This window comes from Brenneria tiliae, assembly GCF_023347575.1.
GTDB classification, from domain to species: domain Bacteria; phylum Pseudomonadota; class Gammaproteobacteria; order Enterobacterales; family Enterobacteriaceae; genus Brenneria; species Brenneria corticis.
The window spans coordinates 1-20203 of sequence record NZ_JAKPCB010000096.1; the positions used below are offsets into that span (position 1 = coordinate 1).

General features: G+C 52.2%; 34 protein-coding genes and 1 rRNA gene. 6 read left to right on the forward strand and 29 right to left on the reverse strand.

Features of this window, described 5'->3' with window-relative positions; genetic code table 11:
- Positions 1-97, reverse strand: a 16S ribosomal RNA gene (locus MFP24_RS09870); the annotation flags it as partial.
- A 482-nt stretch (positions 98-579) separates the two neighbouring features.
- Here MFP24_RS09870 and MFP24_RS09875 point away from each other — a divergent pair.
- A complete protein-coding gene (locus MFP24_RS09875) occupies positions 580-1137 on the forward strand; it encodes a gamma carbonic anhydrase family protein (RefSeq protein WP_009111234.1) in 558 nt (185 codons plus the stop codon).
- Here MFP24_RS09875 and MFP24_RS09880 read toward each other — a convergent pair.
- From MFP24_RS09880 to dprA, 6 genes are read right to left on the reverse strand one after another with little or no spacing between them, the layout of a single operon-like run.
- Positions 1113-1370 (reverse strand): DUF1488 family protein, encoded by a 258-nt coding sequence (locus tag MFP24_RS09880; RefSeq protein ID WP_136168710.1) that lies wholly within the window; start codon positions 1368-1370, stop codon positions 1113-1115. The two genes, MFP24_RS09875 and MFP24_RS09880, sit on opposite strands and share 25 nt — an antisense overlap.
- Positions 1367-2194 (reverse strand): shikimate dehydrogenase, encoded by an 828-nt coding sequence (gene aroE / locus MFP24_RS09885; RefSeq protein WP_249230413.1) that lies wholly within the window; start codon positions 2192-2194, stop codon positions 1367-1369. The genes MFP24_RS09880 and aroE overlap by 4 nt, the downstream gene beginning before the upstream one ends.
- 20 nt (positions 2195-2214) lie before the next feature.
- On the reverse strand, positions 2215-2784 hold the full coding sequence (gene tsaC, locus MFP24_RS09890) for an L-threonylcarbamoyladenylate synthase type 1 TsaC (RefSeq protein ID WP_249230414.1): 570 nt from the start codon (positions 2782-2784) through the stop codon (positions 2215-2217).
- Positions 2777-3334: a DNA topoisomerase family protein gene (locus MFP24_RS09895; protein WP_249230415.1), complete on the reverse strand. Its 558-nt coding sequence runs from the start codon at positions 3332-3334 to the stop codon at positions 2777-2779. Before MFP24_RS09895 ends, tsaC begins: the two co-directional genes overlap by 8 nt.
- A 22-nt stretch (positions 3335-3356) precedes the next feature.
- On the reverse strand, positions 3357-3830 hold the full coding sequence (locus tag MFP24_RS09900; RefSeq protein WP_249230416.1) for a DUF494 family protein: 474 nt from the start codon (positions 3828-3830) through the stop codon (positions 3357-3359).
- Positions 3802-4923 (reverse strand): DNA-protecting protein DprA, encoded by a 1122-nt coding sequence (gene dprA / locus MFP24_RS09905; RefSeq protein WP_249230417.1) that lies wholly within the window; start codon positions 4921-4923, stop codon positions 3802-3804. Before dprA ends, MFP24_RS09900 begins: the two co-directional genes overlap by 29 nt.
- A gap of 128 nt (positions 4924-5051) precedes the next feature.
- On the opposite strand from dprA, the gene def reads away from it, so the two are divergent.
- The 5 genes from def (at position 5052) to mscL (ending at position 9837) form a co-directional block, all read left to right on the forward strand.
- Positions 5052-5561, forward strand: a complete 510-nt coding sequence (def, locus tag MFP24_RS09910; RefSeq protein WP_249230418.1) for a peptide deformylase — start codon at positions 5052-5054, stop codon at positions 5559-5561.
- Positions 5562-5588: 27 nt separating this feature from the next.
- A complete protein-coding gene (fmt, locus tag MFP24_RS09915) occupies positions 5589-6536 on the forward strand; it encodes a methionyl-tRNA formyltransferase (RefSeq protein WP_249230419.1) in 948 nt (315 codons plus the stop codon).
- Between the two features lie 61 nt (positions 6537-6597).
- Positions 6598-7887 (forward strand): 16S rRNA (cytosine(967)-C(5))-methyltransferase RsmB, encoded by a 1290-nt coding sequence (rsmB, locus tag MFP24_RS09920; protein ID WP_249230420.1) that lies wholly within the window; start codon positions 6598-6600, stop codon positions 7885-7887.
- A gap of 58 nt (positions 7888-7945) precedes the next feature.
- A complete protein-coding gene (trkA, locus tag MFP24_RS09925) occupies positions 7946-9322 on the forward strand; it encodes a Trk system potassium transporter TrkA (protein WP_249230421.1) in 1377 nt (458 codons plus the stop codon).
- A 98-nt stretch (positions 9323-9420) separates the two neighbouring features.
- The gene (gene mscL, locus MFP24_RS09930) at positions 9421-9837 is read left to right on the forward strand and encodes a large-conductance mechanosensitive channel protein MscL (RefSeq protein WP_249230422.1); all 417 of its coding nucleotides are present in this window, start codon (positions 9421-9423) and stop codon (positions 9835-9837) included.
- 1 nt (position 9838) lies between these two features.
- Here the strand turns inward: mscL and MFP24_RS09935 are convergent, their stop codons facing one another.
- The 22 genes from MFP24_RS09935 to rplP all read right to left on the reverse strand — a co-directional run bounded on the left by MFP24_RS09935 (position 9839) and on the right by rplP (position 20192).
- A complete protein-coding gene (locus MFP24_RS09935; protein WP_249230423.1) occupies positions 9839-10084 on the reverse strand; it encodes an alternative ribosome-rescue factor A in 246 nt (81 codons plus the stop codon).
- Positions 10085-10168: 84 nt separating this feature from the next.
- Positions 10169-10537 (reverse strand): DnaJ family domain-containing protein, encoded by a 369-nt coding sequence (locus tag MFP24_RS09940; RefSeq protein WP_249230626.1) that lies wholly within the window; start codon positions 10535-10537, stop codon positions 10169-10171.
- A 91-nt stretch (positions 10538-10628) separates the two neighbouring features.
- A complete protein-coding gene (gene rplQ / locus MFP24_RS09945) occupies positions 10629-11021 on the reverse strand; it encodes a 50S ribosomal protein L17 (RefSeq protein WP_009111220.1) in 393 nt (130 codons plus the stop codon).
- A 40-nt stretch (positions 11022-11061) separates the two neighbouring features.
- On the reverse strand, positions 11062-12051 hold the full coding sequence (locus MFP24_RS09950; protein ID WP_132459359.1) for a DNA-directed RNA polymerase subunit alpha: 990 nt from the start codon (positions 12049-12051) through the stop codon (positions 11062-11064).
- A gap of 25 nt (positions 12052-12076) precedes the next feature.
- Positions 12077-12697, reverse strand: a complete 621-nt coding sequence (gene rpsD, locus MFP24_RS09955) for a 30S ribosomal protein S4 (protein WP_249230424.1) — start codon at positions 12695-12697, stop codon at positions 12077-12079.
- Positions 12698-12727: 30 nt separating this feature from the next.
- Positions 12728-13117 (reverse strand): 30S ribosomal protein S11, encoded by a 390-nt coding sequence (gene rpsK / locus MFP24_RS09960; protein ID WP_121576367.1) that lies wholly within the window; start codon positions 13115-13117, stop codon positions 12728-12730.
- Between the two features lie 16 nt (positions 13118-13133).
- Positions 13134-13490 carry a 30S ribosomal protein S13 gene (gene rpsM, locus MFP24_RS09965; protein ID WP_009111217.1) on the reverse strand — a complete coding sequence of 119 codons (357 nt, stop codon included), beginning with the start codon at positions 13488-13490 and terminating at the stop codon, positions 13134-13136.
- A 146-nt stretch (positions 13491-13636) separates the two neighbouring features.
- Positions 13637-13753 (reverse strand): 50S ribosomal protein L36, encoded by a 117-nt coding sequence (gene rpmJ / locus MFP24_RS09970; RefSeq protein ID WP_002227352.1) that lies wholly within the window; start codon positions 13751-13753, stop codon positions 13637-13639.
- A gap of 33 nt (positions 13754-13786) precedes the next feature.
- Positions 13787-15118, reverse strand: coding sequence for a preprotein translocase subunit SecY (gene secY / locus MFP24_RS09975; RefSeq protein ID WP_009111216.1), 1332 nt, complete (start codon positions 15116-15118; stop codon positions 13787-13789).
- Between the two features lie 7 nt (positions 15119-15125).
- The gene (gene rplO, locus MFP24_RS09980) at positions 15126-15560 is read right to left on the reverse strand and encodes a 50S ribosomal protein L15 (RefSeq protein ID WP_009111215.1); all 435 of its coding nucleotides are present in this window, start codon (positions 15558-15560) and stop codon (positions 15126-15128) included.
- 3 nt (positions 15561-15563) lie between these two features.
- Complete coding sequence (gene rpmD / locus MFP24_RS09985) at positions 15564-15743, reverse strand: 50S ribosomal protein L30 (RefSeq protein ID WP_004846568.1); 180 nt, start codon at positions 15741-15743, stop codon at positions 15564-15566.
- Between the two features lie 6 nt (positions 15744-15749).
- Positions 15750-16250 (reverse strand): 30S ribosomal protein S5, encoded by a 501-nt coding sequence (gene rpsE / locus MFP24_RS09990; RefSeq protein WP_005970257.1) that lies wholly within the window; start codon positions 16248-16250, stop codon positions 15750-15752.
- Positions 16251-16264: 14 nt separating this feature from the next.
- Positions 16265-16618 (reverse strand): 50S ribosomal protein L18, encoded by a 354-nt coding sequence (rplR, locus tag MFP24_RS09995; protein ID WP_009111214.1) that lies wholly within the window; start codon positions 16616-16618, stop codon positions 16265-16267.
- Positions 16619-16627: 9 nt separating this feature from the next.
- Positions 16628-17161 carry a 50S ribosomal protein L6 gene (rplF, locus tag MFP24_RS10000; protein ID WP_249230425.1) on the reverse strand — a complete coding sequence of 178 codons (534 nt, stop codon included), beginning with the start codon at positions 17159-17161 and terminating at the stop codon, positions 16628-16630.
- A gap of 13 nt (positions 17162-17174) precedes the next feature.
- Positions 17175-17567, reverse strand: coding sequence for a 30S ribosomal protein S8 (gene rpsH, locus MFP24_RS10005; protein ID WP_009111212.1), 393 nt, complete (start codon positions 17565-17567; stop codon positions 17175-17177).
- A gap of 33 nt (positions 17568-17600) precedes the next feature.
- The gene (gene rpsN / locus MFP24_RS10010) at positions 17601-17906 is read right to left on the reverse strand and encodes a 30S ribosomal protein S14 (protein ID WP_009111211.1); all 306 of its coding nucleotides are present in this window, start codon (positions 17904-17906) and stop codon (positions 17601-17603) included.
- A gap of 13 nt (positions 17907-17919) precedes the next feature.
- Positions 17920-18459, reverse strand: coding sequence for a 50S ribosomal protein L5 (gene rplE / locus MFP24_RS10015; protein WP_005970265.1), 540 nt, complete (start codon positions 18457-18459; stop codon positions 17920-17922).
- A 14-nt stretch (positions 18460-18473) separates the two neighbouring features.
- Entirely contained in the window at positions 18474-18788 is a 315-nt protein-coding gene (rplX, locus tag MFP24_RS10020; RefSeq protein ID WP_005970267.1) for a 50S ribosomal protein L24, read from the reverse strand.
- Between the two features lie 10 nt (positions 18789-18798).
- Positions 18799-19170: a 50S ribosomal protein L14 gene (gene rplN, locus MFP24_RS10025; protein ID WP_000613954.1), complete on the reverse strand. Its 372-nt coding sequence runs from the start codon at positions 19168-19170 to the stop codon at positions 18799-18801.
- A 166-nt stretch (positions 19171-19336) separates the two neighbouring features.
- Complete coding sequence (rpsQ, locus tag MFP24_RS10030; RefSeq protein WP_009111210.1) at positions 19337-19591, reverse strand: 30S ribosomal protein S17; 255 nt, start codon at positions 19589-19591, stop codon at positions 19337-19339.
- Positions 19591-19782, reverse strand: coding sequence for a 50S ribosomal protein L29 (gene rpmC, locus MFP24_RS10035; protein ID WP_048637248.1), 192 nt, complete (start codon positions 19780-19782; stop codon positions 19591-19593). The genes rpsQ and rpmC overlap by 1 nt, the downstream gene beginning before the upstream one ends.
- Entirely contained in the window at positions 19782-20192 is a 411-nt protein-coding gene (gene rplP / locus MFP24_RS10040; protein ID WP_136168695.1) for a 50S ribosomal protein L16, read from the reverse strand. The genes rpmC and rplP overlap by 1 nt, the downstream gene beginning before the upstream one ends.
- Positions 20193-20203: the final 11 nt, after the last annotated feature.

Genomic DNA, 20203 nt, shown 5'->3' on the forward strand with positions numbered 1-20203 from the left:
CACCCAAGGAGCAAGCTCCTTTGTGCTACCGCTCGACTTGCATGTGTTAGGCCTGCCGCCAGCGTTCAATCTGAGCCATGATCAAACTCTTCAATTTAAGATTTGTTTGATTCGCTACGTTAATAGCATGCTCAAAGAATTAATAACTGTTTATTCGTAATGAATTTACTGTCAGTCACTCTTCAAGACTTTTTATATCGTTTGCGGATATCGTCTTGTGAGTGCCCACACAGATTGTCTGATTAAATTGTTAAAGAGCAGTGCGTCGTGGCCTGAGCCGCTAACGCGAGGTGGCGTATATTACGCTTTCCTCTTGCAGAGTCAATGCTTATTTTAAGCTTTTCCTCTTGCTTATCGACCCGGTTTGCATTCGCAGCGCCGTGTCGATGGAGGCGCATTATAGGGATCCCGTCTCGTTACACAACCCCTTTCTCGATCTTTTTTTCCGTTCGCGTATTTTTCAACCCTTTCGTTGAGATCTTGTTCGATCGAGGTTACTTTCAGCTTAGGGTCACCGTCTATCCGTCGATATTTTATCTACCGCTTCATATTACGTTGTCTGTTAATAAGGGGGTTTTAATGGGATCTGGAATCGTTCGCGGCTACAAAGGGTCGTTTCCTGTTATTGGTGAAAACGTCATGATTGACCCATCGAGCGTGGTCATAGGTAAAGTCACCCTCGGCGACGATGTCGGCATCTGGCCTCTGGTCGCGATCCGTGGCGATGTAAACTATATAGATATTGGCGCGAGAAGTAATATTCAGGACGGTTCCGTACTGCACATCACCCATAGTTCAGAAAAAAACCCGGCGGGCAATCCGCTAATCATCGGGGAAGACGTCACGGTGGGACATAAAGCCATGTTACACGGATGCACCATCGGCAATCGCGTGCTGGTCGGTATGGGATCCATCCTTCTTGATGGCGCCGTTGTTGAAGATGACGTGATGATCGGCGCCGGTAGTCTTGTCGCTCCGGGAAAACGTCTGGAGAGCGGCTACCTGTATCTCGGCAGCCCGGCGAAAAAAATCCGCCCGCTGACGCCGGAAGAGATCGAAGGCCTTATCTATTCCGCCGATAACTATGTGCGCTGGAAAAATGAATACCTCGATCAGAACAACGAAAAACAGCCCTGACTATCGTATTCATCATTCAGCACCATTTTTTCCATCACCTCTTCCAGATCCCAGCGATTCTCCCTGAACAGCGATAGCCACTGTTCAGGGGTGGCGCCGCCGTAGCGCTGCCGCATCTGTTGCGCGCTGATAAGGCAATCCTGCTGGAAGCCGTTAACCAATACCGGAAAACGGATCGTTTGACGCTCATCGTCCCAGCTTTCACGATCCGGGAATTGAATCGCCTGGTTCACCGCGCCAGCTCCCGCTTAAGCGTCTCAATCACCGGATTCACATCCGGCATTACGCCATGCCAGAGTTTAAAGGCGTGCGCCGCCTGACCGACAAGCATGCCCAGACCGTCGGCGTATTTAACCGCGCCATGCTGTACGCACCATGCTAAAAACGGCGTCATCTCAGACAAATAAAACATGTCATAACAGCGCGTATCGGCAGCGATCAGTTCGGCGGGTATCGTGGGAACGCTGTCATATATCCCGGATGAGGTGGCATTGATCACCAGATCAAAAGCCTGCCCTGATAATTGATCAAACCTCATTGCACGGATATCGCCGACGGAGCGAAAGAGTTGTACTAATCCATCAGCTCTGGAAAACGTCCTGTTAGCCAAAACGACCGAGCAGCCATAAGTCAGCAATGGCTGAATAACCCCGCGCGCCGCGCCGCCCGCACCAAGCAGTAAAACGCGATCCCCTGGCTTAACCAGGCTCAGCCGCTGCAGATCGCTTAATAAACCGATGCCGTCGGTGTTATCGCCAAATAGACGTCCGTCGCTCAGTTTCTTTAAGGTATTAACGGCGCCGGCAAGCGACGCTCGTTCGCTGCGTTCATCCGCCACGGCAAAAGCCCGCTCTTTAAACGGCGCCGTGATATTCGCCCCGCTGGCTCCCTCGCTGAAATAACGATGCAACTCCGCTTCAAAATTATCCACGGGCGCCAGTATGCGCTGATAATTCAGCGCAATGCCCGTCTGAGAAGCAAACAACTCATGTATACGCGGTGACTTACTGTGCGCAATTGGATTACCAAAAACAGCAAAAGACATTATCTCAGACACCCAACTCTCCAATCTCCAGGTTAGCCCTGGCGCAACAGTTTACCGGTTAAAACATCTCTAATCTCGGAAGGGTTTACCCTTCCACCTACCTGTCCGCGCAGGACGGGAAAATCAGCGCCAAACTGCTGATGGATTTCCTGCTCCGAACGACAAGGCGGCAGGCCGCTCAAATTGGCGCTGGTTGAAACCAGCGGCTTGCCATAACCGACACACAATTTTTTCACCAATGGATGGGCGCTGACCCGCACCGCCAGCGAGCTAAATTGCCCGGTCAGCCACGTTGGCGTGGTGGGTCTGGCCGGAATAACCCAGGTAACGGGCCCGGGCCAACTGGAAAACATGGCGTTTTTTTGCGCGTCGGACAGCTCGCTATCGTCCACATACGGCGCCAGTTGCTGATAATCGGCGGCAATCAGAATCAGCCCCTTGCGCCACGAACGCTGTTTTAGCGCCAATAAACGGTTTACCGCCGTTTCACTATCCGGATCGCACCCCAGGCCAAATACCGCTTCGGTGGGATAGGCGATGACTTCTTCGTTGCGCAGCGCCTGCAATACAGGAACCAGTAAATCATCAGAGACATTATTCATTGTTATCAACTTCGGCCGTGGCCGGCTTTCCACATAATTTGCTGGCGCAAAACAGCATCATGCCCTTCGCCGTTTTCTTTTCGATAAGTAAAGGATAGCCGCAGTGGGGACACTCCCCGTCTACCGGTTTGTTATTAAGCGTAAACTGGCACTCAGGGTAACGCGAGCAGGCATGAAACACTTTGCCATAGCGCGACTTGCGCTGTAGCAGCGTTCCCTTACGGCATTGCGGACAGCTCAACGCGGTTTCATCAGGGCGATCGATCACCTCAGTGTGATTACACTGCGGATAATTTTCACAGCCGATAAACATGCCGTAGCGCCCTTGCCTCAGCACCAAAGTCGACTGGCAGCGCGGGCAGAGCTGTCCATCCAGCACCTTGACCACGTGACCGTCCGCCTGTGCCTTTAGCGGACGAATAAATTCACATTCAGGGTAACGCGAGCAGCCAAGAAAAGGCCCGTGCCGGCCGGAACGGATAATCAGCACCGACCCGCATTCCGGGCAAAGCTCTTGTTTCTTGTCGGCAAAAAGTACGGTTTTAGCCATTCCTTACCTACTACACTCCAGGCTATTGCACATAACCGTCGTTTTCCTCAAACAAAAGCTCTTCCATTTGCTGGTAAGCGTTCTCACACCCGGGAACATTGAAAAGCACCATCAGAATGACCCATTTAAGATCTTCCAGATCGAAATCTTGTGTTTCAAGCGCCATCACCCGGTCGATCACCATCTCGCGCGTTTCCAGATTCAAGACCTGGATCTGTTCGAGAAATAATAAAAAACCACGGCACTCCGCATCAAGACACAGCTCTTCATCCTGCGTATAGATGCGCATCGCCAGCGGATCGTGCGCCAGATTGAGCGGCGTGCTCTGCCCTTCCTGTATGTCAGCCAGTTTTTCCAGCCAATTCAGCGCGCTGTAGATATCATTACGGTCAAATCCAGCGCGGGTGAGGTCATCAGTCAACGAATCCTGATCGACACGCATTTCAGTTTCATTGTGGATATATGTTTCAAACAAGTACATGAGTACGTCGAACATGGCCTGCCCTCCTTAATCGGACATAGCCGCCGGGTACTGCTGCGATCCATCCTGCTAACTCCAGTTCCAATAGCTTACCCACTATCTCTGGCACAGGTTGGCCGGCACGTTCAGCGACAACGTCAACGGGTGTAACCTCATCCCCTACGTTAGCCAACACATCAGCAAATGGCAATTCAACATCCTCTTCCACGGCAGAAATAGTTTGATCCGCCGCTGCAGGAAGCCATTGCAGCTCGCTCATTAACTGTTCGACGATATTTTTAGGATGGGTGACAAGGTAGGCGCCCTGTTGAATCAGCCAGTGCGTTCCCTGCGTCATCGGGTTACCTATCGGCCCGGGTAAGGCAAACACTTCCCGCCCCTGTTCCAACGCATAGCGGGCCGTCACCAGCGACCCGCTGCGCATGGATGCCTCAACCACCAGTACGCCCAGACTCAACCCGCTGATAATGCGATTTCTTCTTGGAAAGTTCGTCGGCAATGGCCGTGTCGCCAGCGGGAATTCGGACACCACTGCGCCGCCCTGTTCGAGAATGCGCTCGGCAAGCCGCTGATGACGCCTGGGGTAGATATGAGCCAACCCGCTGCCTAACACCGCGACCGTCTTTCCTCCGGCATCGAGTGACGCCCGGTGCGCGATGCCATCGATCCCGACCGCCAGCCCGCTGGTGATAGTCAGGTTATTTACCGCCAGTTCCTGCGCAAAGAACTGCCCCCACTGCTCGCCATAGGCGCTGTTACTGCGGCTGCCGACGATAGCGATTTGCGGCGAAGCCAGTAAAGCGGGATCGCCTGCCACAAACAGCAACAGCGGAGGGGAACTGATATTGGCGAGCAAAAACGGATATCTTTTATCAACGCAGGTCACCATATGGCGATCGGGCTGCGACAGCCAGCACAGCGTTTCTTCCACTATTTTCCGATCAAAGCGTTGGAACTGTTCTGCCTGGACGTCAGTCATGCCCAGAGACATTAAAGCGCTTTTGCCGTAATCCCCCATGGCAATAAGTTCTCCGGCCATTGCTCCGGCCCGTCTGGCCCCCAAGTATCTCACTCCCATCAGGCGCAGCCAGATTTCCGTTGATAACATTGCGCGTCCCTTATTCCGCCGGGTCAGGTTGCTCCGGCAATTAACTGCCGATGCTGTCAATCGGTGCGGGAAATGTCTAGAATAGGGACAGATACTCTTTCACCCCTCGGATACAGATCTAAATATATATGTCAGTTTTGCACGTATTACATTTTCCGGACGAGCGGCTTCGCATCAAGGCGCAGCCCGTAAAAGAAGTCACTGCGGACATTCAGCGTATCGTCGATGATATGTTCGATACCATGTATGAAGAAGAAGGCATTGGTCTGGCCGCCACCCAGGTGGATATTCATCAGCGTATTATTGTTATCGATGTTTCAGAAAACCGCGACCAGCGGCTGGTGCTGATTAATCCCGAGCTGCTTGAAAAAAGCGGCGATACCGGTATCGAAGAGGGATGTTTGTCGATCCCGGAAACCCGGGCGCTGGTGCCGCGCGCCGAACGCGTGAAAGTACGGGCGCTGGATCGGGAAGGCAATACCTTCGAACTGGAAGCTGACGGTCTGCTAGCCATCTGTATTCAGCATGAAATGGACCATCTGGTCGGGAAGTTGTTTATTGATTATCTTTCCTCTCTGAAACGCCAGAGAATCCGCCAAAAACTGGAAAAAATGGCCAGGCTAAACGGCCGGGATTAAGGGTTTATCTTCCTGACAGGAAACAACGTGTCTGATTCTTTACGCATTATCTTTGCCGGTACACCCGACTTCGCCGCCCGCCACCTGGAGGCGCTCCTCTCCTCCGGGCATCAGGTGGTGGGGGTTTTCACTCAGCCGGACAGGCCGGCCGGCCGGGGTAACAAGTTAACCGCCAGCCCGGTGAAAGCGCTGGCGGAACAGCACGATATTCCGGTGTATCAGCCCAAATCGCTGCGTCAGACCGCAGGCCAGGAGATGGTGGAAGCCCTGCAGGCCGATGTCATGGTGGTGGTCGCTTACGGACTGATTTTGCCCCAGACGGTTCTGAATATGCCGCGCCTCGGCTGTATCAACGTGCACGGTTCTCTACTGCCGCGCTGGCGCGGAGCCGCGCCGATTCAGCGCGCGCTGTGGGCGGGCGATCAAAGCACCGGCGTGACGATCATGCAGATGGACGCCGGGCTTGATACCGGCGCCATGCTGCACAAGATCGCCTGTCCGATTCTTGCCGGCGATACCAGCGCCACGTTATACAGCAAGCTGGCGGAGCTTGGCCCCCGCGGACTACTGGAAACGCTGGCGCAGCTGGCTGACGGTAAGGCCGCGCCCGAGGCTCAGGACGACGCCCTGGCGACCTACGCGGAAAAGCTCAGCAAGGAAGAGTCCCGCCTCGACTGGCAACTTTCCGCGTTACAGCTTGAGCGCTGCGTGCGGGCGTTCAATCCTTGGCCGGTAAGTTATTTTGTCGTCGACGAACAGCCGGTTAAGGTGTGGAAAAGCGCAGCGATCGCCGGGGATCATCACGCACTGCCCGGCACCATTTTGCACGCCGATAAAAACGGCATCCAGGTCGCCACGTCAGACGGCGTGTTCACCATTCTTGAGTTACAGCCGGCCGGTAAAAAAGTGATGAAGGTCCAGGATCTGCTCAACTCGCGGCGTGAATGGTTTACTCCCGGCAATGTTCTGGCCTAAACGCGGTTTAATGCCGGCGATACCCGCCGGTAAACCCTATCTCTTACGTAGTCGCTAACAAATGAAAAGCTCATATAACCTTCGCAGTATTGCCGCTAAAGTGGTAGGGCAAGTAGTGGATCACGGACAATCGCTCAGCACCTTATTGCCCGCCTGTCAGCGAGATATCTCTGACAAGGATCGCGCGCTATTGCAGGAGCTTTGCTTTGGTGTACTGCGCGTGTTGCCGCAGTTGGAGTGGTTTATTCAGCAGTTGATGGCCAAGCCATTGACGGGTAAGCAGCGGCCGCTGCACTACCTGATCATGGTAGGCATGTATCAACTGCTGTATACCCGTATCCCGGCGCACGCGGCGCTGGCGGAAACCGTGGAAGGCGCCATCGCCCTGAAACGCCCGCAGTTGAAGGGGCTGATTAACGGCGTGTTGCGTCAGTTTCAACGCCAGCAGGACGAGCTGCTGGCGCGCGCGGCGAATAATCCCGTACGCTATCTGCATCCGGGCTGGCTGCTGACCCGGATTAAAAACGCCTATCCCGACAACTGGCAGCAGATTGTCGACGCCAATAATCAGCGCCCGCCGATGTGGCTGCGCGTCAACCGGCTGCATCATAGCCGCGAGGCGTACCTCGCCCTGCTTAAGCAGCAAGGTATTGAAGCGGTGCCGCACACTGATTATCCCGACGCCATTCGTCTCGCCGTCCCCTGCGCCGTCAACCTGCTTCCGGGGTTCGAACAGGGCTGGGCGACGGTCCAGGATGCCTCGGCGCAGGGCTGCGTATACTGGCTGGATCCGCACAATGGCGAATCTATTCTCGATCTTTGCGCGGCGCCCGGCGGTAAAACCACCCATATTCTGGAAGCCGCTCCGCAATCGCAGGTCTTGGCGGTGGATATCGACGAGTCAAGGCTGAGCCGGATAAGAGAGAATTTACAGCGTCTGCAACTCCATGCGGAAGTGGTTCTCGGCGACGGGCGTCAGCCCGAAAGCTGGAGCCAGGGCCGCATTTTCGACCGTATTCTGCTGGATGCGCCCTGCTCCGCGACGGGCGTGGTCCGCCGGCATCCGGATATTAAATGGTTACGGCGCGACAGCGATATCGCCGAACTGGCGCTGTTGCAAAAAGAGATTCTGGAAGCCGTCTGGCCCTATCTCAAACCGGGCGGAACCCTAGTCTATGCCACCTGCTCAATCATGCCGGAAGAGAACCAGCAGCAGGTAGCCGACTTCCTTGCGCGTCATGCCGACGCCGCGCTGGTCGGCACCGGCTCGCCGCAACGGCCCGGCATCCAGAAACTCCCCGGTCCGGATGACGGCGATGGTTTCTTCTACGCCAAGCTGGTAAAAAACTGATATTGCCTCCAGTATTGTCTAACGCCTTGCGGCAACAACACATACGGCAGAATGGATTATGAAGATTATTATTCTTGGCGCGGGTCAGGTAGGCGGCACGCTGGCGGAAAACCTGGCCGGTGAAAACAACGACATTACCGTTGTCGACACCGATACCACCCGTTTACGTCAGCTTCAGGATAAATTTGATCTGCGCGTGATCGCCGGCTATGCCTCCCACCCTCGGGTATTGCGCGAAGCGGGCGCGGAAGACGCGGATATGCTGGTTGCGGTCACCAATTCCGATGAAACCAATATGGTTGCCTGCCAGATTGCCTATTCGCTTTTCAATACGCCAAACCGTATCGCGCGCATCCGATCGGCCGAGTATATCCGCGAATCCGAGCATCTTTTTCTGCCCGAAGCCGTGCCTATCGATCATTTAATCTCGCCTGAACAATTGGTTATCGACAATATTTACAAGCTGATTGAATATCCCGGCGCGCTTCAGGTGGTCAATTTCGCCCAGGGAAAAGTCAGCATTGCCGCGGTAAACGCCTACTATGGCGGCCCTTTGGTCGGTAACGCCCTGTCATCGATTCGTGAACATATACCGCATATAGAAACGCGCGTTGCCGCTATTTTCCGTCACGATCGCCCCATCCGTCCCCAGGGTTCTACCGTTATCGAAGCCGGAGATGAAGTCTTTTTTGTTGCCGCATCACAGAATATCCGCGCCGTGATGAGCGAACTGCAACGGCTGGAGAACCCCTATAAACGCATCATGATCGTGGGCGGAGGAAACGTGGGAGCCGGGCTGGCGCAACGGTTGGAAAAAGATTACAGCATTAAACTGATAGAACATAACGCGGAGCGAGCGGCCGAGCTTGCCGAGTTATTGCAGGATACCATCGTGTTTCACGGCGATGCCTCGGACCAGGAGCTGCTCGCTGAAGAGCATATCGAGCAGATGGATGTATTTATCGCCATTACCAATGATGACGAAGCCAACATTATGTCGGCCATGCTGGCCAAGCGGATGGGGGCAAAGAAAGCCATGGTGCTGATTCAGCGCCGCGCTTACGTCGATTTGGTTCAGGGCAGCGTCATTGATGTCGCCATCTCTCCGCAGCAGGCCACGATCTCCGCGCTATTAAGCCACGTGCGTAAAGCGGATATTGTCAGCGTCTCCTCCCTGCGCAGGGGCGCCGCAGAGGCAATCGAAGCCATCGCCCACGGCGACGAAGACACCTCAAAAGTGGTCGGACGCATGGTGGAGGATATAAAACTGCCGCCCGGCACCACGATTGGCGCGGTGGTGCGCGGCGATGACGTCATTATCGCCAACGACAATACCCGTATCGAGCAGGGCGACCACATCATTATGTTCTTAACCGACAAGAAATTTGTGCCGGATGTGGAACGTTTATTCCAGCCAAGCCCGTTCTTCTTGTAATGAAAAAGAAGATAAGTTGTTTAACTATCACCAGGTTATATGGCAAATATAAAACTATTTGTTAAAATTAATTTATCTTTTTATCAAGGAGAGTGGTTATGAGTATTATTAAAGAATTCCGCGAATTTGCCATGCGGGGAAATGTTGTCGATCTGGCGGTCGGTGTAATTATCGGCGCCGCCTTCGGTAAAATCGTTTCATCGCTGGTATCCGATATTATAATGCCCCCTCTGGGACTGCTTATCGGCGGCGTGGATTTCAAACAATTCAGTTTGGTTTTACGTGATGCCCAAGGCGACATACCCGCGGTAATTATGCACTACGGCGTTTTTATTCAGAATATTTTTGACTTCGTCATTGTCGCATTCGCTATTTTCATGGCGATTAAACTGATGAACAAAATGCGCCGTAAACAGGAAGATGCGCCGGCCGCACCGCCTAAACCTAGCGCTGAAGAGACATTATTGACGGAAATACGCGACCTGCTGAAAAATCAGCAACAGCCTAAACTGTAAATCAATTAACTAGTCCATTGTGCAACGGCGTTTTCAGCCAAGCAAACAAAAAGGCCAGCGGTAAAGAATCTTTTGATTGCTTACCGCTGGCCTCCCAGTTTCCCTTCTTTGCATGTTTGTCTTTTCTACGGTAACTCCCTTTTCCCTTGCTGTTCACCTCAATCCGTTGACGGAATAGCGGGTCGTGCAGCAATGCTTCAATGGCATTGTCCTGAATTTTACCCCGTTTATGACGATAGCCGGTCATATATACCTCTCATGATGTGCTGTAAATAGAACGCGTGTGAGTATAGAGGAGAATCTGGCGGTGGTACAGATGAGCCAGGGGAACTTAGCGAGAATCAAATGCCTGTTTTAACGATGCGGAATAGTCCGCGTGTAAAAAGTCGGTATTGACGCCCCGCTGCTGCAGGCGTAGCTCAAGCAAGCGAAAGCGGCGTGAAAGCGCTTCATATTGTGGAGACTGGCGAGAAATATTTTCCAGCAGATCGGATAGCTGCAGCGCCTCTTTGCGCTCTTCAAGTTCCAGCGGCAAACAGCCGGCATTTTTCAGCAGCCGGTAGGCGACCCGAAGCTCGGGCGGTACGCCGCTGTCATCGTCAAGCGTCAAGGGCTGGCCGCTACCCGGTAAATTGTCAAACTGCCCCTGCTGCAGGGCAAGCGCGATATGGCGTTCCGCCAGTTCGTCAATCAACCACATCATTCCCCCTTAAACCGCGTACGCTTAAAGGTTAGCCGAATTCAAGGCATAAAAAAACCGGGTTTCCCCGGCTTTTTTATGCTCTTACAGATTACTCCGCAGTAGCAACTTCTTCTGTCTGAGACGCTGAACGATCAACGAGCTCGATGTATGCCATCGGCGCATTGTCGCCTGCACGGAAGCCACACTTCAGAATACGAGTGTAACCACCGGCACGGCTCGCGAAACGCGGGCCCAGTTCATTAAACAGTTTTGCCACGATCTCGTTATCACGAGTACGGGCGAATGCCAGACGACGATTAGCAACGCTGTCGGTCTTGGCAAGAGTAATCAGCGGTTCAACAACACGGCGCAGCTCTTTCGCTTTCGGCAGGGTCGTCTTGATAATCTCATGACGAACCAAAGAACTAGCCATGTTACGGAACATAGCCTGACGATGGCTGCTGTTACGGTTCAGTTGACGACCACTCTTACGATGGCGCATGACCTTATCCTTCTCAGTAAAACCTTAACCTGCGATCTGGTTACTCATCAGCAATGCTTGCCGGCGGCCAGTTTTCCAGGCGCATGCCCAGAGACAGACCACGGGAAGCCAGTACGTCTTTAATCTCGGTAAGAGATTTTTTACCCAGGTTAGGCGTTTTCAACAGCTCAACCTCGGTACGCTGTACCAGATCACCGATGTAGTGGATAGCTTCTGCCTTGAGGCAGTTAGCAGAGCGGACAGTCAATTCCAGATCGTCAACAGGGCGCAGCAGGATCGGATCGAACTCTGGTTTTTCTTCTTTAACTTCCGGTTGACGCACGTCACGCAGGTCAACAAAAGCTTCAAGTTGTTCAGCCAGAATGGTAGCCGCACGGCGGATCGCCTCTTCAGGATCGATCGTGCCGTTGGTTTCCATTTCGATGACCAGCTTGTCCAGGTCGGTACGCTGTTCTACGCGCGCCGCTTCAACATTGTAGGCAATACGCTCTACAGGGCTGTAGCAAGCATCGACTAACAGACGACCAATCGGGCGCTCATCTTCTTCCGTATGAATACGGGCAGATGCCGGCACATAACCACGACCACGCTGAACTTTGATACGCATGCTAATAGACGCGTTTTCATCGGTCAGGTGGCAGATCAAGTGCTGTGGCTTGACGATTTCGACATCGCCATCATGGACGATGTCGGCTGCAGTCACAGGGCCAATGCCAGATTTATTCAGGGTAAGAATAACTTCATCTTTGCCTTGAACTCTCACCGCCAGCCCTTTCAGGTTGAGCAGGATTTCCAGGATGTCTTCCTGTACGCCTTCTTTGGTGCTGTACTCATGCAGTACACCATCAATCTCAACCTCGGTCACCGCGCAACCTGGCATGGATGAAAGCAGAATACGGCGCAGTGCGTTGCCAAGAGTGTGGCCGAAGCCACGCTCTAATGGCTCAAGGGTCACCTTGGCGTGCGTCGAACTGACTTGCTCGATATCAACCAGGCGCGGTTTTAGAAACTCTGTCACAGAACCCTGCATTGTGTCCTCTCTTTGGTACTAAGCTTTACTTGGAGTAAAGCTCGACGATCAGGTGTTCATTAATGTCCGCAGACAGATCGGTACGTTCAGGAATACGTTTGAACACACCTTCCATCTTGGCAGCATCAACTTCCAGCCAAGTTGGCTTTTCACGCTGTTCAGCCAGCTCCAGAGCGGCCTTAACGCGAGATTGCTTTTTCGCTTTCTCACGGATGCTGACTACGTCATTCGGGGATACCTGATAAGAAGCGATGCTAACAACGCGACCGTTTACCATGATAGCCTTGTGGCTGACCAACTGACGTGATTCAGCACGAGTAGCGCCGAAGCCCATACGGTAAACTACGTTGTCCAGACGACCTTCCAGCAGCTGTAACAGGTTCGCACCTGTGTTGCCTTTCAGACGCGCGGCTTCTTTATAATAGTTACGGAACTGGCGTTCCAGAACACCATAAATACGGCGAACTTTTTGCTTTTCACGCAACTGCACACCATAGTCAGACAGACGCGGTTTACGCGCACCGTGCTGGCCAGGAGCTTGTTCAATCTTACACTTGGAATCGATCGCACGAACACCAGACTTCAGGAACAGGTCGGTGCCTTCACGACGGCTCAGCTTGAGCTTAGGACCCAAATATCTTGCCATTTTCTTTCTCCAACAATCCTAAAAGCGGCGTTATACGCGGCGCTTTTTCGGCGGACGACAACCGTTATGGGGGATCGGAGTCACATCAGTAATATTAGTGATGCGGAAACCAGCCGCGTTCAATGCGCGGATAGTAGACTCACGGCCCGGACCAGGTCCTTTAACCATAACTTCCAAGTTCTTGATACCGTACTCTTTCACTGCTTCAGCACAGCGCTCTGCTGCAACCTGAGCGGCGAACGGAGTGGATTTACGAGAACCACGGAAACCGGAACCACCGGCAGTTGCCCAACCCAGCGCATTACCCTGACGATCGGTAATAGTAACGATGGTGTTGTTGAAAGAAGCATGGACATGAGCCACACCGTCAGAGACTTGCTTTCTTACACGCTTACGTGTACGAATAGGTGCCTTTGCCATTATTCAATCACCCCGATTATTTCTTGATCGGTTTGCGCGGACCCTTACGGGTACGGGCGTTAGTCTTGGTACGCTGACCGCGAACCGGAAGACCACGACGATGACGCAAACCACGATAAGTACCAAGGTCCATAAGACGCTTAATGCTCAGGGTAACTTCACGACGCAGGTCACCTTCAACAACAAACTTGGCAACTTCGTCACGCAGCTTATCGATTTGCTCTTCAGACAGCTCACTGATCTTAACATTTTCAGCAATACCCGAAGCAGCGCAGATGGCCTGCGAACGAGTTTTACCGACACCGTAGATCGCCGTTAATGCGATAACGGTATGCTTATGATCAGGAATGTTAATGCCTGCTATACGGGCCACTATGCACTCCTACAATTTTATACGGCAATACCATTCTGAAAAGCCCGTTTTCAGGATACTCAAATAGTATTGCGGCTACATACAAAAGATTGGCTGGCTAATCTAGCCAGCTCAACCCAACTTTGCAAGAAAAATATGCGAGATAATCAGCCTTGACGCTGTTTATGCTTCGGCTCGGCACTGCAGATCACACGAACGACACCGTTACGCTTAACAATCTTACAGTTACGACATAATTTCTTGACGGAAGCACGAACTTTCATTTTTACTCTCCGTAACTTCTCAAACGCACCTGATTAACGGTTATAGCCTTTCAGGTTTGCTTTCTTCAATGCAGACTCGTACTGACTCGACATCATCAGAGTTTGCACTTGAGCCATAAAGTCCATGATGACCACAACGACGATCAATAATGACGTGCCGCCGAAATAGAAAGGCACTTTCATTGCATCACGCATGAACTCCGGGATCAGGCAGATGAAAGTAATGTACATCGCACCTACCAGAGTAAGGCGGGTCATTACTTTATCGATATATTTCGCCGTTTGCTCTCCCGGACGAATTCCTGGCACGAATGCACCGGACTTCTTCAGGTTATCTGCTGTTTCACGCGGATTGAAAACCAACGCAGTGTAGAAGAAACAGAAGAAGATGATTGCAGACGCATAGAGTAACACATAAAGCGGTTGCCCAGGCTGCAAATACAGCGAAATCGTAGTCAGCCAGTTCCAACCGGTACCGCCCCCGAACCAGGATGCAATCGTGGCCGGGAACAGAATAATGCTGGATGCGAAGATAGCCGGGATAACCCCCGCCATATTCACTTTCAGCGGTAAATGCGTACTCTGTGCTGCATAAACGCGACGACCTTGTTGACGCTTGGCATAGTTGACGACGATACGCCGCTGACCACGCTCCATGAAAACAACGAAGAAGGTTACTGCAAACACTAAAACTGCAACCAACAGCAACAGGAGGAAGTGCAGGTCGCCTTGCCGCGCTTGCTCGATGGTATGGCCAATGGCCGGCGGCAGACCCGCAACGATACCAGCGAAGATTATGATCGAAATACCGTTGCCGATACCGCGTTCCGTAATCTGTTCACCCAGCCACATCAGGAACATGGTTCCCGTGACCAGGCTTACAACAGCGGTAAAATAGAAAGCAAAGCCCGGATTTAACACCAGGCCCTGCATCCCAGGCATATTCGGCAGACCGGTAGCAATACCGATCGACTGGAATATGGCCAATACCAGAGTACCGTAACGGGTGTACTGGCTAATCTTGCGACGGCCAGCCTCCCCTTCTTTCTTTATTTCCGCCAGCGTGGGGTGAACCACGGTCAGCAACTGGATAATAATCGATGCCGAAATATACGGCATGATACCCAGGGCAAAGATAGAAGCACGGCTGAGCGCACCACCAGAGAACATGTTGAACATTTCAATGATGGTGCCTCGCTGCTGTTCAAGCAATTTGGCAAGCACAGTGGCATCAATACCAGGAATCGGAATAAAAGAGCCAATACGGAAAACAATCAGCGCACCGATAACAAACAATAGTCTGCGCTTCAGTTCGCCTACTCCGCCTTTAGCACTTTGAAAATCTAATCCTGGTTGTTTGGCCATCTGCTACTTATTCCTCAATTTTACCGCCAGCAGTTTCGATAGCAGCACGAGCACCTTTAGTGACACGCAGACCACGAATCGTTACCGGACGAGCAACTTCACCAGACAGAATCACTTTCGCGAATTCGATCTGAATGCCAATCACATTAGCGGCTTTCAGCGTATTCAGGTCAACGACGTCGCCTTCCACTTTAGCCAGATCGGACAGACGAACTTCTGCCGTGATCATAGCCTTGCGAGAAGTAAACCCGAACTTCGGCAGACGACGGTATAAAGGCATCTGGCCGCCTTCAAAACCACGGCGCACGCCACCGCCAGAACGAGACTTCTGACCCTTGTGACCGCGACCGCCGGTTTTGCCCAGGCCAGAACCGATACCACGACCTAAACGCTTCGGCGCATGCTTCGCGCCTTCGGCCGGAGACAGAGTATTCAAGCGCATCTGTTACTCCTCCACTTTAACCATATAGGAAACCGCGTTGACCATACCGCGAACCGCAGGAGTATCCTCACGTTCAACGGTGTGACCAATACGACGCAGACCCAGGCCAAGCAGCGTTGCCTTATGTTTCGGCAGACGACCGATTGCACTACGGGTTTGAGTTATTTTAATAGTCTTTGCCATGGTTAATTACCCCAGAATTTCTTCAACGGATTTACCACGCTTGGCAGCGACCATTTCCGGGGACTTCATGTTGGCCAAGCCATCAATCGTTGCACGAACCACGTTAATCGGGTTAGTGGAACCATAGGCTTTAGCCAATACGTTGTGTACCCCTGCGACTTCCAAAACGGCGCGCATTGCACCGCCGGCAATAATACCGGTACCTTCGGAAGCCGGCTGCATGAACACACGAGAGCCCGTGTGAGCACCTTTAACCGGGTGCTGCAGGGTGCCGTTGTTCAGCGCGACATTCATCATATTGCGACGGGCTTTTTCCATCGCTTTCTGGATCGCTGCCGGAACTTCGCGTGCTTTACCGTAGCCAAAACCAACGCGACCGTTGCCATCACCCACTACAGTCAGTGCGGTGAAGCTGAAAATACGGCCACCTTTAACGGTTTTAGATACGCGATTTACCGCGATCAGCTTTTCCTGCAGTTCGCCAGCTTGTTTCTCGATGTGAGCCATCTTACACCTCTACCTTAGAACTGAAGGCCAGCTTCACGGGCAGCATCTGCCAGTGCCTGGACTCGACCATGATATTGGAAACCGGAACGGTCAAAGGATACGTCTTTAATCCCTTTTTCCAATGCGCGTTCTGCAATAGCTTTACCTACTGCGATAGCTGCATCTTTATTACCGGTATACTTCAGTTGCTCAGCGATAGCTTTTTCTACAGTAGAAGCGGCTACCAGGACTTCAGAACCGTTCGGTGCGATGACCTGCGCATAAATATGGCGTGGAGTACGATGTACCACCAAACGCGTCGCACCCAGTTCCTGGAGCTTGCGGCGTGCGCGGGTCGCACGACGGATACGAGCTGCTTTCTTATCCATAGTGTTACCTTACTTCTTCTTAGCCTCTTTGGTACGCACGACTTCGTCGGCGTAACGGACACCCTTGCCTTTGTAAGGCTCAGGACGACGGTAGGCGCGTATTTCCGCAGCGACCTGACCAATAACCTGCTTATCAGCACCTTTCAGTACGATTTCGGTCTGGCTGGGGCACTCAGCGGTAATACCTGCCGGCAGCGCGTGGTCAACCGGATGAGAGAACCCAAGAGACAGGTTCACTACGTTGCCTTTTACGGCAGCACGATAACCAACACCGACCAGCTGCAGCTTCTTGGTGAAGCCTTCGGTAACACCGACAACCATTGCGTTTAACAGAGCGCGTGTGGTGCCCGCCTGGGCCCATCCGTCAACGAAACCTTCGCGCGGGGCGAAAGTCAGAGCGTTGTCAGCCTGTTTAACTTCAACAGCGTCATGGATCTTACGACTCAGCTCGCCGTTTTTACCCTTAATCGAAATATCCTGACCGTTGAGTTTTACCTCTACGCCGGCAGGAATGACGACGGGTGCTTTTGCAACACGAGACATTCTTTCCTCCCGATTAAGCTACGTAGCAGATAATCTCGCCACCAAGACCAGCCTGGCGAGCTGCACGATCAGTCATAACACCTTTAGAGGTAGAAACAACAGCGATACCCAGTCCTGCCATAACTTTCGGCAGTTCGTCTTTGCGCTTATAAATACGCAGACCTGGACGGCTTACACGCTGAATGCTTTCTACCACTGCCTTGCCCTGGAAATATTTAAGTGCTAATTCCAGAACCGGCTTGGCGTCGCCTTCGATTTTAAAATCTTCAATGTAGCCTTCTTCCTTCAGCACGTTGGCAATTGCCACTTTCAGCTTGGAGGAAGGCATGGTGACCGCAACTTTGTTCGCGGCTTGACCGTTACGGATACGGGTCAGCATATCCGCGATCGGATCTTGCATGCTCATCTGTCTTTACTCCCGTGATTCAATTGGTGACAATTACCAGCTAGCCTTTTTCAGACCCGGAATTTCACCGCGCATAGCGGCTTCACGGACCTTGATACGGCTCAACCCGAACTTCCGCAGGAAAGCATGCGGACGACCAGTTTGACGGCAGCGGTTACGCTGACGAGACGGGCTGGAATCACGCGGCAGAGTCTGCAGCTTAAGAACTGCATCCCAACGTTCTTCGTCGGAAGAGTTCACGCTGGAGATAATAGCTTTTAATTCCTCGCGTTTAGCGCGGTATTTATCAGCCAGTTTCACGCGAACGACTTCGCGTGCTTTCATGGATTGCTTAGCCATTAGTAACCCTACCTTACTTGCGGAATGGGAAGTTAAAGGCGGCCAACAGCGCACGGCCTTCATCATCGGATTTCGCAGTGGTGGTAATGGTAATATCCAAACCACGAACGCGATCGACCTTGTCATAGTCGATTTCCGGGAAGATGATCTGCTCACGCACACCCATGCTGTAGTTACCACGGCCGTCGAATGACTTGGCGGACAGGCCACGGAAGTCACGGATACGCGGTACAGCAATGGAAATCAGTCGCTCAAGAAACTCCCACATGCGTTCGCCACGCAGAGTTACTTTACAGCCGATCGGATAGCCCTGACGGATTTTGAAGCCTGCAACAGATTTGCGAGCTTTGGTGATCAACGGTTTTTGACCGGAGATTGCTGCCAGATCGGCTGCTGCGTTATCCAGCAGTTTCTTGTCAGCGATCGCTTCACCAACACCCATGTTCAGGGTGATCTTCTCGACCCGAGGGACTTGCATGACAGAATTGTAGTTAAACTCGGTCATGAGTTTTTTAACTACTTCGTCTTTGTAGTAATCATGCAGTTTCGCCATCGTACTACTCCAAATTACTTGATAGTTTCGCTGTTAGATTTAAAGAAACGGACTTTTTTGCCGTCTTCGAATCTAAAGCCTACACGGTCAGCCTTACCAGTTGCCGCATTGAAGATCGCAAGGTTGGAAACCTGAATAGCAGCTTCTTTTTCAACGATGCCGCCTGGTTGGTTCAGGGCCGGAACCGGCTTCTGATGTTTTTTAACCAGGTTGATACCTTCAACAATGACCTTACTAGCAGACAGGACATTTTTTACTTTACCGCGCTTACCTTTATCTTTGCCGGTCAGCACGATAACTTCGTCATCACGACGGATTTTCGCTGCCATGATTCGCTCCTTAGAGTACTTCTGGTGCCAGAGAGATAATTTTCATGAACTTCTCATTACGCAGTTCACGAGTTACCGGCCCAAAAATACGCGTACCGATAGGCTGTTCGCTGTTATTGTTCAGAATAACGCAAGCATTTCCATCGAAGCGAATGACAGAACCGTCCGGGCGACGAACACCCTTCTTGGTGCGCACCACAACCGCCTTCAGTACATCGCCTTTTTTCACCTTACCGCGAGGAATTGCTTCCTTGATGGTAATTTTGATGATATCGCCGACGCCTGCGTAGCGACGGTGCGAGCCACCTAGAACCTTGATACACATTACGCGACGTGCACCGGAGTTATCGGCCACATTCAGCATAGTCTGTTCTTGGATCATTTTAGTGCTCCGCTAATGTCAACTACTACTTTAGGACCCATCACAGGCCATTAAAATGCCCCAAATTAAGGGCGCAGCATTATAACACCGCTTCCTTGATATGGGTAGAAAAAATAAACGGCCCAGTTACTGAGCCGTTTATCATAACGAGAAGAGCGCTACTGTATTACAGAATCGCTTTCTCTACAACGCGAACAAGCGTCCAAGACTTGGTTTTGGACAGCGGACGGCATTCGCGGATTTCAACCACGTCGCCGGTACCGCATTCGTTGTTCTCGTCATGTACGTGCAGCTTGGTCGTACGTTTAATGAACTTACCGTAAAGCGGATGTTTCACGAAACGTTCGATGGCGACGACGATGGATTTCTCCATTTTGTCGCTAACGACGCGGCCTTGCAGAGTACGGATTTTATCGGTCATTACGCACCCGCCTTCTCAGTCAGTAAAGTCTTAACACGTGCAACATTACGACGCACTTGTTTCAACAGGTGAGTTTGTTGCAGCTGGCCACTTGCCGCCTGCATGCGCAGATTGAATTGTTCGCGCAGCAGTTCGAGCAGCTCGGTGTTCAGCTCTTCAACGCTCTTTTCACGCAGCTCTTGTGCTTTCATTACATCACCGTCTTAGTTACAAAGGTGGTTTTAATCGGCAGTTTCGCTGCTGCCAGTTGGAATGCCTCGCGGGCCAACTCTTCCGGCACACCGTCCATTTCGTACAGGACTTTACCTGGCTGAATCAGGGCAACCCAATACTCTACGTTACCTTTACCTTTACCCATACGCACTTCAAGCGGTTTTTCGGTGATCGGTTTGTCCGGGAATACACGGATCCAGATCTTACCTTGACGCTTAACGGCGCGGGTCATGGCACGACGTGCAGCTTCGATTTGACGAGCGGTCAGGCGACCGCGGCCAACAGCTTTCAGACCGAAAGTGCCGAAGCTAACATCCGTTCCTACAGCCAGGCCACGGTTGCGGCCTTTGTGCATCTTACGGAATTTTGTACGCTTTGGTTGTAACATCAGCGACTCTC